Source organism: Paenibacillus sp. TAF43_2 (assembly GCF_052113545.1).
Classification (GTDB): domain Bacteria; phylum Bacillota; class Bacilli; order Paenibacillales; family Paenibacillaceae; genus Pristimantibacillus.
The window spans coordinates 14,126-26,747 of the sequence record NZ_JBFRDK010000010.1; the positions used below are offsets into that span (position 1 = coordinate 14,126).

Annotated in this window: 9 protein-coding genes; all 9 read left to right on the forward strand. The window is 45.6% G+C overall.

The window, feature by feature from the left end; translation table 11 throughout:
- Nucleotides 1-38 precede the first annotated feature (38 nt).
- On the forward strand, nucleotides 39-914 hold the full coding sequence (locus tag AB4Z17_RS03980) for a fumarylacetoacetate hydrolase family protein (RefSeq protein ID WP_441912769.1): 876 nt from the start codon (nucleotides 39-41) through the stop codon (nucleotides 912-914).
- A gap of 31 nt (nucleotides 915-945) precedes the next feature.
- A complete protein-coding gene (gene gucD / locus AB4Z17_RS03985; protein WP_441958267.1) occupies nucleotides 946-2,409 on the forward strand; it encodes an alpha-ketoglutaric semialdehyde dehydrogenase GucD in 1,464 nt (487 codons plus the stop codon).
- A 28-nt stretch (nucleotides 2,410-2,437) separates the two neighbouring features.
- Nucleotides 2,438-4,429 (forward strand): YjhG/YagF family D-xylonate dehydratase, encoded by a 1,992-nt coding sequence (locus tag AB4Z17_RS03990; protein ID WP_441958269.1) that lies wholly within the window; start codon nucleotides 2,438-2,440, stop codon nucleotides 4,427-4,429.
- 27 nt (nucleotides 4,430-4,456) lie between these two features.
- Nucleotides 4,457-6,043 carry a glycoside hydrolase family 43 protein gene (locus tag AB4Z17_RS03995; protein ID WP_441958270.1) on the forward strand — a complete coding sequence of 529 codons (1,587 nt, stop codon included), beginning with the start codon at nucleotides 4,457-4,459 and terminating at the stop codon, nucleotides 6,041-6,043.
- A 249-nt stretch (nucleotides 6,044-6,292) separates the two neighbouring features.
- Nucleotides 6,293-8,101 carry a sensor histidine kinase gene (locus tag AB4Z17_RS04000; protein ID WP_441958272.1) on the forward strand — a complete coding sequence of 603 codons (1,809 nt, stop codon included), beginning with the start codon at nucleotides 6,293-6,295 and terminating at the stop codon, nucleotides 8,099-8,101.
- 22 nt (nucleotides 8,102-8,123) lie between these two features.
- Nucleotides 8,124-9,269, forward strand: a complete 1,146-nt coding sequence (locus tag AB4Z17_RS04005) for a response regulator transcription factor (RefSeq protein WP_441958274.1) — start codon at nucleotides 8,124-8,126, stop codon at nucleotides 9,267-9,269.
- Between the two features lie 145 nt (nucleotides 9,270-9,414).
- Nucleotides 9,415-10,725 (forward strand): ABC transporter substrate-binding protein, encoded by a 1,311-nt coding sequence (locus AB4Z17_RS04010; protein WP_441958275.1) that lies wholly within the window; start codon nucleotides 9,415-9,417, stop codon nucleotides 10,723-10,725.
- A gap of 146 nt (nucleotides 10,726-10,871) precedes the next feature.
- Entirely contained in the window at nucleotides 10,872-11,756 is an 885-nt protein-coding gene (locus AB4Z17_RS04015; RefSeq protein WP_430063207.1) for a carbohydrate ABC transporter permease, read from the forward strand.
- Nucleotides 11,753-12,580, forward strand: a complete 828-nt coding sequence (locus AB4Z17_RS04020; RefSeq protein WP_441958277.1) for a carbohydrate ABC transporter permease — start codon at nucleotides 11,753-11,755, stop codon at nucleotides 12,578-12,580. The genes AB4Z17_RS04015 and AB4Z17_RS04020 overlap by 4 nt, the downstream gene beginning before the upstream one ends.
- The last annotated feature ends 42 nt before the right edge of the window (nucleotides 12,581-12,622 follow it).

Sequence of the window (12,622 nt, forward strand, 5' to 3'; positions counted from 1 at the left end):
GAACGTCGTTTTATATTATAAAACAAGGAGAGGTTAACATGAGAATTATTCGATATCGTGATGGCGTAGAGCAATGTTTGGCGGCAGTAACTGACGAGGATAAGGTATTCAAATTGGCGGATTCGGACTTTATATCATTCCTTGAACGAATCGAGAAGGCAGGAAAAACACCACTTGAAGACGTGAATGATCTGATCCGTTCAAATCAGCCGCTGGACAGGGAGTTTGCTAGTCTTGAATTGCTTATGCCAGTAGCTGCCCCTGAAGTATGGGCAGCCGGTGTAACCTATGCGCGCAGCAAGGAAGCTAGAAATTATGAGGCGACTGGCGGCAAGCTGAATGCATCCACCTACTATGACAAGGTGTATGATGCAGAAAGGCCAGAATTGTTCATGAAATCCACAGCAGCTCGGACGGTTGGCCATTTTGATAATGTTTGCTTGAGAAGCGACTCGAATTGGCAGGTTCCGGAACCGGAGCTTGGTTTGGTTTTAAATAAGCGAGGCCATATTGTAGGATACATTATTGGCAACGATATGAGCTGCCGCGATATTGAAGGAGAGAATCCGTTATATCTTCCGCAAGCCAAGGTTTGGAAACAATCATGCTCAATTGGACCGGTCATAAGATTAGCCGAAACGATTCAAGATCCCTACCAGCTGCAGATCACKTTGCGGATATATAGAGATGGAAAAAAAGTAGTCGATGAATCAGCAAGCACGGGACAGCTTAAACGCAAGCTGGAGGAACTCGTTTCCTTTCTGCACAGGGATAATATTGTGTACGATGGTACGATCCTCCTCACGGGTACATGTATCGTTCCTCCGAATCAGTTCACACTTGCACCTGAAGATGTCATTGAAATCGAAATCACCAGCCTTGGAACACTAGTAAATACTGCTGTTTTGGCCTAAATAGCAATTTAAATAAGAGAGGAAGATTAAAATGGTAAATATAAATTACGCTATATATTACAACTACATTAATGGCGAATGGAAAAGCTCCGAGAGCGGCAGAACGCAGAAAAGCATAAGTCCAGCAAATAAAAACGAAGTCGTAGGTATGATCCCGGATTCTACTAAACGGGATCTAGAGGATGCTGTTGCAGCTGCAAAGGCGGCCAAGCTTGCTTGGCGTAAGCTAACGGGATCGCAGCGGGGGAATTTGCTGTTCAAAGCAGCTGATATCATGGAAAGTAGAATGAATGAAATCGGTGAAGCGATGACGAGGGAAATGGGTAAAACATTACCCGAGGCAAAGGGCGAGACGGCACGTGGAGTGGCCATTCTGCGTTATTATGCAGGAGAAGGCATGCGTAAAATAGGTGATGTTATACCTTCTTCCGATCCAGATGCTTTCTTGTATACTACAAGGTCACCGCTCGGAACGGTAGGGGTGATCTCCCCTTGGAATTTCCCAGTTGCTATTCCTATTTGGAAAATCGCACCTGCATTAATATATGGGAACTCGGTCGTATGGAAGCCAGCAACGGAAACAGCGGTTACCGCAGCGAAAGTTATGCAATGCTTCCATGATGCAGGCTTACCAGCCGGTGTTCTGAATATGATCGTAGGCAGTGGCAGCGTCATAGGTCAAGGAATTGCAGAACATGCTGATATTAACGGAATCACCTTCACGGGCTCCAATGCGGTAGGGCAAGCGGTAGGGCAGGCAGCGTTGGCACGCGGGGCTAAGTATCAGCTGGAGATGGGCGGAAAAAATCCGATCCTAATTGCGGCAGATGCAGACATTGATTTTGCGGTTGAAGCGACAATTAGCGGGGGGCTTCGTTCTACTGGCCAGAAGTGCACTGCGACAAGCCGAGTTATCGTAGTGAAGGATGTTTATGAGGAGTTCAAGTCGAAGCTGCTCCAGAAGGTGACTGAATTGAAGGTTGGAGATGGAATGGATGGACAGACATGGTTAGGCCCATGTGCGAATGAAAAACAAATGGAAACCGTTCTATCTTACATTAGCAAGGGTGTAGAAGAAGGGGCAGTATTGCTGTATGGCGGCACAAGACCAACTGAGGGCGCATTATCAGATGGCTTCTATGTCACGCCAGCTATTTTTGATAAAGTGACTTCAAAAATGTCAATTGCTCAAGAAGAAATATTCGGGCCTGTGCTTGCACTAATCGAAGTGAATGATATTCATGAAGCGATAGAGGTTGCAAACGATACGGACTATGGTCTTAGCGCATCCATTTATACCCGTAATATCGGAAACGCTTTGCAGTTCGTTCAAGATATGGAAGCAGGCCTTGTCCGTATTAATGCAGAGACAGCCGGTGTTGAGCTTCAAGCACCGTTCGGGGGGATGAAACAGTCCAGTTCGCATTCAAGGGAGCAAGGCCAAGCCGCTATTGAATTCTATACTTCAATCAAAACCGTATTCATTAAGCCATAACGACAACACAAGGAATGGATGGTGTGAAATGAATGAAGGCTTCGAAACGATAATGGGCAAGGATATCGATTCTTATTTTGACATCTATACGCATGCTCCAGGACCAAGCGGCTCCTTGCCGCTTACCCCGGATATGCTTCGTCATTCACCAAGCGGTGATTTATTCGGATTAACACAGAACGTTGGCATGGGATGGGATCCGAAGAAGCTTTTGGGAAAGCAAATACTCATTCTTGGAACCCAAGGCGGCATTCGAGAGGAGGACGGCCGCCCGATCGCTCTTGGCTATCATACGGGGCATTGGGAAGTTGGAATCATGATGAAAGCCGCTGCGGAGGAAATCGCAGGTCTTGGTGGCATACCCTTCGCGGGTTTCGTGAGCGATCCTTGTGATGGCCGTTCACAAGGGACGACGGGGATGTTCGATTCACTGCCGTTTCGCAATGATGCAGCCATGGTATTAAGACGTCTTATCCGTTCCTTGCCGCAACGCTCTGCCGTATTGGGGGTAGGCACTTGTGACAAAGGATTGCCATCCATGATGTTGGCACTGGCAGGGATGGGTAAGCTTCCTGGCGTAATTGTTCCAGGCGGCGTTACGCTTCCACCGACCCAAGGCGAGGATGCAGGCAAGATCCAAACGATTGGCGCGAGATATACAAATGGTGAACTCTCGCTTGAGGAAGCGGCTGATCTTGGTTGCCGCGCGTGCGCGACACCTGGTGGAGGCTGTCAGTTCTTAGGAACAGCGGGAACGGCACAGGTGATAGCGGAGGCTCTTGGTATGACCGTTCCTCATGCTGCACTGGCACCGTCAGGACAGCCGGTGTGGGAGGAAATGGCACGGCAATCTGCGAGAGCTGCTCTCAAAATGGCGGAGAGCGGACTGACGACAGGCCAGATTATAACGGATCATGCCATTCGAAATGCGATGGCCGTTCATGCAGCCTTCGGCGGATCTACAAATTTGCTGCTCCATATTCCTGCAATCGCACATGCGGCGGGGCTCAACCTGCCAACTGTCGCTGATTGGGCAGAAGTCAACCGCAGCGTCCCGCGATTAGTCAGCGTTCTTCCTAATGGACCAGAACATCACCCGACAGTGAGAGCTTTCCTTGCTGGCGGTGTACCTGAGGTTATGCTGCATATGCGCAAACTTGGCGTTTTGGATGAGAAATCGCTTACGGTAACAGGCAATACGATTGGGGAGACGCTGGATTGGTGGGAATCGTCAGAACGCCGCCACCGCATGCGCCGGCATTTGCTGGAGAACGAGGGAATTGATCCAGACCGCGTCATCTTCAGCCCGGAACGCGCCAAACAAGCGGGGCTGACCTCGACTGTGACTTTCCCGACAGGAAATATTTGTCCCGAGGGCTCTGTTATTAAATCGACTGCAATTGATCCTTCGATGGTTGACAGTGATGGGGTCTATCGCCACGTCGGCAGGGCGAAAGTGTTCACGACGGAACGTGCGGCAATCCATGCGATAAAAAACAAAGGCATCGTTGCCGGGGATATTATGGTACTCATTGGGCGCGGCCCATCGGGTACGGGGATGGAAGAGACTTATCAGCTGACTTCAGCGCTTAAGCATCTGCCCTTCGGCAAAGAAGTATCACTGCTTACAGACGCACGCTTCTCGGGCGTCTCAACTGGCGCTTGTATAGGTCATATTGGACCCGAGGCCCTTGCTGGCGGACCCGTTGGCCAGCTTCGCAATGGCGATTGGATTGACATCCGTATCGACCTCCGTCAATTAGAGGGACATGTCGAAATGGTAGGCAGCGGTGAGGTGCCGGAGGATTCTGAAGTGGGAACGAATGTATTGGCTTCTAGAAAACCTCATCCCGATCTCGCGAAAGACCCTGATCTTCCTGACGACACTCGGCTATGGGCTGCACTGCAAGCAGCGAGCGGCGGCACATGGCGGGGATGCGTCTATGACGTAGACAGAATCGTCAAACTGCTGGAAGCGGGTATGAACACGGCAGAAGGCCAGGAAATAATGAACAGTTAAACAAGATTTAAAGGAGAGTTGGGGAACATGATTAACAATCCCATACTGCGAGGATTTCATCCTGATCCATCTATCTTGCGTGTAGGAGAAGACTATTATATTGCAACTTCGACATTTGAATGGTTCCCGGGAGTACGTGTTCACCATTCCAAGGATTTGGTGAATTGGCGTCCGCTCACTTCGATATTGACACGTTCTTCACAATTGAATATGGAAGGCAACATCAATTCCGGTGGCGCGTGGGCACCATGCTTAAGCTATCATGAAGGCGTTTTCTATCTTATTTATACAGATGTAAAAAGTCGCACGGGAGCCTTCAAGGATACTCATAATTATATGGTGACGGCGGACGATATAATGGGGCCTTGGTCTGAGCCCATTTATTTGAACAGCAGCGGTTTCGATCCTTCCTTATTTCATGATGAGGATGGTCGCCAATGGCTAGTGAATATGATCTGGGATCATAGGAGAGGGACAAACTCTTTCGCTGGCACTATTCTTCAGGAATACTCGAAGGAAAAGAAGAAACTTATTGGTCCTAAGAAAAATATTTTTCTAGGCACACAGCTGAGATTAACCGAAGGGCCTCATTTATATAAACGAAATGGATACTATTACTTGCTGACAGCTGAAGGTGGAACGCAATATGAACACGCTGTCACGATGGCGCGTTCTCGGCATATCGATGGTCCTTATGAAGTTGATCCCGCGAATCCAATCTTGACATCTGCTGGCAAGCCGGAATTGAAATTACAAAAGGCGGGGCATGCTTCACTAGTGGAAACGCAGAACGGCGAGTGGTATATGGTTCACCTCGTCGGTCGTCCTGTGATTGATAAGCGATGTATGCTCGGCAGAGAAACGGCCATTCAGCGCTGTCATTGGACGGATGATGATTGGATAGCTGTTGACGGAGTAGACAATTCGCCGCAATATGTGGTGCAAGCACCTCAATTGCCATCACATCCATTCCCAGCTGAACCGAGCCTCGACCACTTTGATAAAGCACAGCTTGGGCTGCAATGGAACACCCTTCGCATCCCTGCAAGTCCCGATTGGCTATCCTTAACGGAAAGGCCAGGATTTTTACGGCTCCGCGGCCAGGAGTCCATGAGTTCAACGCATCGCCAAAGTCTTGTCGCACGTAGACAGCAATCGATGTATTGTGAAGCGGAAACATCCATTGAATACCGTCCAGAGCATTATCAGCAAATGGCGGGATTGATTCTGTTCTACGATACCCGTGATTATGTCTATTTGCGCCTGACGCATCATGAGAAATTAGGTACATGTATTGGGATTGTACAATCACAAAATGGAATTTATAACGAAATACTGAATCAGGATATTCCAATTGCGGATGGAACATACCGATTGAAGGTCAGTATTCAGCGTGAAATGGCCAGGTTCATGTATGCGGGCCAGACAGGGGAATGGATTGTGATTGGCCCACAGCTTGATGTTAGCCATTTATCTGATGAATATGCTGATTATATTCGTTTTACAGGCAATTTTATTGGTGTTTGCGTCCAAGACTTAAGCGGGGAACGCAAGCATGCTGATTTCGATTATTTTCGATATGATGAGTATGATGTTGTGCAGACGGATCATTAAATAAAGATTACAGCAGTCATTGCGTCTTAAACGACCCATAAATTTGTTGTGGATTTAGTGTAAATAGAGCTGCAGGTGGACTCAGGTGGTATTACCAACAAATCCAGCTGGGAAAAACAGATTTTTTAGTTGAATACTATTTATCTGAAGGCCTTCCCATTTCTTTCGGTGTTAGTGGATTACTTAACACTTGAAGATTTGGGGAGGTACTCCTTTTTATGGGCTCAGAAAATATGAAAGAGGGACAGAATGATGAACAATGCTGTCAGATTCTTGATTAGTTCCTTAACTGGAAAAACCATCATTCGAACGATCATGTTCTCCTATCTGATTGTAAACATTCTACTTTTATTGTTGCTTGGACTATTATCCGTTCAGGATTCAACTAAAAGCCTTACCAAGGAAGTCACACAATCCAGCTACAAAATAATGGAGCAGGCAGCACGCGGGCTCAGCTTCAATCTTGAAGAAGCGACTCGCCCGCTCGTTCTTCTAACAGGCCATTATTCGGTTGGAAGCTTGATGAACCCAGGCAGGGAAATGGATATCGCAGGACGCATCCAGCATGAGAGGAACATCGCAGACCTAGCATTTGGCGTATCTTCCTTGCAATCAATGGTAAGTGATGTTTTGATCTTGGGCAAAAATGGCTATGTAAACAACCTGGATGGCAGAAAATCACTTCGTTGGGATTATCCTTTCACCGAACAAACTTGGTTTAGGCAGGCGATCTCGGATACTCCAAACAAAGGATTCATTACGCTTGGACTCCATACGCAGGACTATTACTTAGAAAATAATATTTCAAAATATAACATGCCGACGTTATCGATCGCTCTTCCAGTTAAAGATTATACCCTTAGAACGATTGGGGCTGTCATTGCTAATTTGGATTTAGCCAAAATCAACGGGATGTTTGAATTTAGCTCCTATCAGAACAATGAAAGCATCTTTATGATCGATAATCAGCAGACCATCATCGCCCATAAGGATAGTACGGCAATCGGGACAAAACTTGACTTCTCAGGTATCGAGCTTATTTATGCCAGCGATTCAGGAAGTTTCGTTACCGAGCTTGGCGGAAATGAGACACTTGTTATCTTCCACCCTACTGCCGTTCAGGGTTGGAGAATGATCTCTACGATTCCGATGTCTGTCATTAGAGGACAATCAGACTCACTGAAGTCAAACTTGATCGGTTTTATTTATCTTTGTTTGCTGCTCAACCTCCTCATATCCATCTTGAACACCGCTCGGATATCCCGCCCATTTGGGCAACTGCTCTCAACATTGGACAAGATTGGCGAAGACAGTATTTATATCATTAAGAATAAATACAGGTATCGCGAACTGGATTTGATAGGCGACAAATTTAGGGAACTGGTCATCCGGATCGAAACGTTGGTCAAACAAAATTATCAATCAGATATTGCACTAAAAGAGGTAGAGCTCAAAACGCTGCAGTCCCAGATCAATCCGCACTTTCTATTCAATACGCTGCAATTGCTGCAAACCGAAATTGTATGTGGTAGCACGGAGGATTCCAACCATTTGGTGTTGTCATTGAGCAGTTTGCTAAGGTATTCCATGAAGCAATCGGAAGAGATGGTGGAGCTGGAGCAAGAAATTCAGAACGTCAGGGATTATCTCTATATTGTGAACAAAAAATATGACGATCGAATTGACATCGAGTTTCTTATTCCGGACGAGTCGATTCTAAAAAACAGAACGATCAAGTTGATCCTGCAGCCTCTTGTAGAAAACGTAGTTTTTCATGGATTTGGCGAAAATCCACAGTCAGCAAAAATGACGATTAGGGTTATGACAGTCAAAAAAGGAATTATGATCGTTATCCAAGACAATGGAAAAGGGATATCAAGGAGCAGAAGCCGTCAATTGGCAAGGCAATTGAAGCAACAAGACTTTAAGCCCGATGGGATAGGCCTGTTCAACGTCAATCAGCGTATCCGCTTGAAATTCGGACCTGATTACGGACTGAAGATTAGAAGCAGGCAAGGAAAATTTACAACGGTTTATATCGTGTTGCCCAGAACGTGATATCTTCGGGGAGGTAGCGAACGTGAAGCTGCTTATTGTGGACGATCAATTATCTTTGCATAGATATTTAGATAAAGTGATGAATTGGAAGGAGCTAGGGATTACGGAGGTGCAGCATGCATATGACGGAGAAGAAGCGGCCAACATGGTAGAAACCTTCCGTCCGGATCTGATGATCATGGATATTCATATGCCGTTGCTCGACGGGATCGAGTCGCTGAAGCGGATTCAACATTTGGATAAAATACCTCGTACCATTATTTTAAGTGCGTATGATCAATTCGAATATGCAAGGGATGCGCTTCGACTTCATGTTTCCCAGTACCTGTTAAAGCCGGTCGATGCCGAGTTGCTTCGGGATGCTTTGCGTGAGCTGATTCAACAGTCCGTATTGGATGCTCAGAAATCGATTCGCAGTGAACTCGATCGGACGATATACGCTGGACAGATTGAAGCAAATTCGTTGATAAACTTCCGAGACTGCCTGGAATTTCTCGCCATCGAACGTTTTGCTATTTTGACATTCGAGAACAGTCTGCCATCGGACCAAGATTATTCCTGCTTGCTGAAAGAACAAGCGGTCATCCAAATCCACTGTGTTATGTGTTGTAAAAACCGCAAGGAGCAAGTAGTGCTAGTCGGCGGGGGAGACGATCTGTCTAGCGGTCTATTGAGGGAATTAAGTGAATCTTTGATGGAAAAAGTAGCGGAGTCATCACCGTCTCACACATTGTCTGTCGGAATCAGCTCAATTTCCCAAGATGCGGCATTTCTGCCACAGCTAATTTCCGAGAGCATGCTAGCGGTAAGAACACCTGCTTCGGAAAGCGGATCCAAGCTTCAGGAGGCAGTGCGGCGGATTAAACCGTATGTAGAAACCCGGTATCAAGAGGATTTATCTTTGCAATCAGTGGCAGATCGCTTCGATATAGACAAGTATCAATTAAGTCGTGCGTTTAAACAGGAATTCGGTGTGAATTATTGGGCTTATGTGATCCAAGTGCGTATGATTAAAGCCGCAGAACTGCTCGTTGGAACGAATTGGAGGAACAATCACATCGCGGAGCATATTGGTTTTTTAGACGAGAGTCACTTTAGCCGCGCTTTCAAAAAGTATTTCGGCGTTACGCCTAAAGAGTACCGTGCATCGTCTATTCGACCCCATTAATCGGATTTGCTGCTAGTGCAACATTTGACAACAAATGATGCAACAATATGAATTCAGATTCAAGCGAGTCCATATTACACTCTACATGTAAGTGCTTACAACAAGCGCTTATTACAAAAAACGATTACATGGGGGTTAATCAAACATGAAGAAAACGTCTCTACTGCTTCTTATCACTCTCCTTTGTTTGTCAGTCGTGCTCGCTGCATGCGGTAAAAACAGCAATACAGGGAATAAAGGCAATACCGGTAATGAAGGTACGACCAACAATGCTGAAAAGGGTAATGATGCACCTAAACCAGTTAAGCTAAGCATTCTTGCATGGAACAACGAAAAAGAAATGAAGCCTGTTATAGACGGCTTCAAAGAAAAATATCCACATATTTCATTCGATTTTCAATTTGCTCCACCGGTAAAGGATTATATTGCTAAGCTTCAGACGATGCTGTTGTCCAATACGGCACCTGATATTTTCATCATTGCCGCAGAAAACCGCAATGAGATTATTGATGGCGGTTACGCGCTCGATTTGACTGACGAACCATTCATGTCCGTTATGTTGGACAGTAACAAACCGATGCTAAGTAAAGATGGAAGAACATATGCCTTCACTCAAAGCGGATGGGCAGGCGGCTTGTTTTATAACAAACAATTGTTTCAAAAAGCTGGCATCACTAAATTGCCAGAAACATGGGATGAGTTCATCCAGGACTGCTTGAAGCTTAAAGAAGCGGGCATCATTCCGCTCTATGACAGAATGCATGATATTACGATTATTCATTCCGCCATGTTCGGCAGCAATGTACTATCGAAAGACCCAACGTTTGACGAGAAGCTGTTTAAGGGCGAGGCGACATTTGCTGAAGGATGGACTGAAGTGCTAACGATGTGGAAGGAAGGGCTTATCGATAATAAAATTTTGACGCCAGACATGATTGGACTGACAGGTGACCAAGTGATGAACGAGTTCTCTCTTGGCAACGTGGCTATGTTCCCTGGCGGTCCTTGGAACATCGCTACAATTGAGAAAACGAATCCCGATATTGAGTTCGAAATTATGCCGATTCCAGGAAAAGAACCCGGCAACAAATATTACAACGGTGCTCCTGGTGTAGGTTTCGCTGTTAACAGTAAAACGAAAAACAAGGAAGAAGCTTTGCTGTTCCTCGAATATATGACAACGCAAGAAGGGTTGAAGCAATTCGAGGAAGGCACAGGCGGTATCATTACAGCTCACGGCTATGAAACCAAAGTTCACCCGGYGTATGCACCAGCATATAACGACGGGCTGATGGCAGGAAAGATTTATTTGCCAATGGTATCGTGGGACAGACATCAAGAAGCGCTGCGCAACCAATTCCTTGTATCGATCCAAGATATAGCCGTAAACAAAATAACACCGGAGCAAGCAACGGCTTACTTAGATAAGAAACTGAAAGAAATGGAAAATAAATAATCGGAATTAGTTAAAGTAGAGGGTATGTTGAAACCTACTACCCTCTCTTCAACTATTTACACCTTGATCCTCTATTAATTGAATGCTTCCAATGCAGTATTATCGACTGCCGACATCATCAATCAAAGTCTCAAAGGAGGCAAATTATGGTCAAATATGTTCGTCAACTACAGTTTTTATTGTTTTTGCTTCCGATTCTAGCGATATACTCATTGTTTACGATCTATCCGCTGATCAAATCGTTTTTCTTGAGCTTTACTAATTTTGATGGATATACGGAGGCATATGATTTTATTGGCTTGAAAAACTATGTGCGGATATTTAGTGATGATGCGATTACATCCGCCATTTCCTATACGTTATTTTTTACTTTTGGCAAGGCTTTGCTTGTTACGTTGTTAGCTATCCCGCTCGCTATGATATTGGATCAAAAATTTTTAACGAGAAACATTCATCGCGCCATCTTTTTCTTCCCGTCGATTCCAAGCGGCCTGCTGCTTGCCTATATTTGGGGATTTATCCTTGCACCTATTGGGTCAGGGGTGCTGAACACCGTCCTTAGTGAGCTGTTTAACATCGGGCCTCAGCCATGGCTATCCGCCCCGTTGCTAGCGAAACTGTCAACAATCGTCGTGGCAACATGGGCGATAACAGGATGGCACGCAGTGTTGTATTTGGCATTTCTGCAATCCATTCCGAAGGATTATTATGAAGCTGCCTCAATAGATGGGGCGAACCGTTTACAACAAATTCGGTTTATAACTTTTCCGCTGCTCGCACCTGCGATGACGGTCAGCGTCATGCTGCTGCTTACCGGCGGTCTCAAAGTATTCGAAATTCCATTCGCATTGACAAAGGGCGGGCCTGGCTATGAAACTTACTCGATAACCCAGGTAATCGTATTAAGGGGAATATCTGAAACCCAATACGGCCTAGCATCGGCAATGTCGATCGTCTTTTTCCTAATTGTGTTAGCGATTGCTATCTTCCAAGTTACAGTAATGCAACGAAGGGAGCAGGGCATACAATGAAAAAAAACTTTGAAAAACGGTTATGGATTCTAGACATCATCATGCTCCCTGCCGGATTAATAGCGTTTTTCCCGTTTTATTTAATCATTGTCAACACGTTCAAAACGATGCAAGATGCCGCAAGAAGCCCGACGGCTCTTCCTTCGAAATGGATCTTTAAAAACTATGTCCAGGTTTTCGAGGAAACATCGATCTTGCAAAGCTTTTGGAACAGTTTTATAATCACCGTCTGTTCTGTCGTATTGATCGTTTTGATTGGTGCGATGGCGGCATATCCGGTTGTGTTCAATGCGAATCGATTAACACGGTTTGCTATGCTCTATTTGCTTGCCGGATTTATGATTCCTTTCCAAGCGACTCTCATTCCCTTGTTCCAGCTGATGAGTGATTTGCACCTGATCGACAAAATATCCGGTTTGATCATTCTCTACACGAGCGGCTCTGTTTTCGTCTTTTTCCTAATGACGGGCTATATGAAGTCGATACCCAAGGAGCTGCCCGAAGCGGCCGTCATCGATGGCTGCAGTGTATGGGGCATCTTCTGGCGGATCATCTTTCCGCTGCTAAAGCCCATTACGATAACGAGCATCATCTTTCAGACGATGTGGATATGGAACGACTTTTTGGCACCTATGCTGTTTTTGAACTCATCCTCCAAATCGACACTCGTTCTGCAAATCTATAAAGCCAAAGGCGAATTTACCGTTGATTGGCCGATGTTCATGACACTTACGGTCATCACATTGGTGCCGATATTCATCTTCTTTATTATTATGCAAAAGCATATCGTCAAGGGTATCGCTGCTGGCGCTGTCAAAGGCTGACATGTATTAAATCAATAGATTTGTTAGAAGCGCCTGATTCTA

Coding starts and splice junctions, on each gene's coding strand:
- gucD (WP_441958267.1), top strand. CDS start 946: ATGGTAAATATAAATTACGCTATATATTACAACTACATTAATGGCGAA.
- AB4Z17_RS03990 (WP_441958269.1), top strand. CDS start 2,438: ATGAATGAAGGCTTCGAAACGATAATGGGCAAGGATATCGATTCTTAT.
- AB4Z17_RS03995 (WP_441958270.1), top strand. CDS start 4,457: ATGATTAACAATCCCATACTGCGAGGATTTCATCCTGATCCATCTATC.
- AB4Z17_RS04000 (WP_441958272.1), top strand. CDS start 6,293: ATGATGAACAATGCTGTCAGATTCTTGATTAGTTCCTTAACTGGAAAA.
- AB4Z17_RS04015 (WP_430063207.1), top strand. CDS start 10,872: ATGGTCAAATATGTTCGTCAACTACAGTTTTTATTGTTTTTGCTTCCG.
- AB4Z17_RS04020 (WP_441958277.1), top strand. CDS start 11,753: ATGAAAAAAAACTTTGAAAAACGGTTATGGATTCTAGACATCATCATG.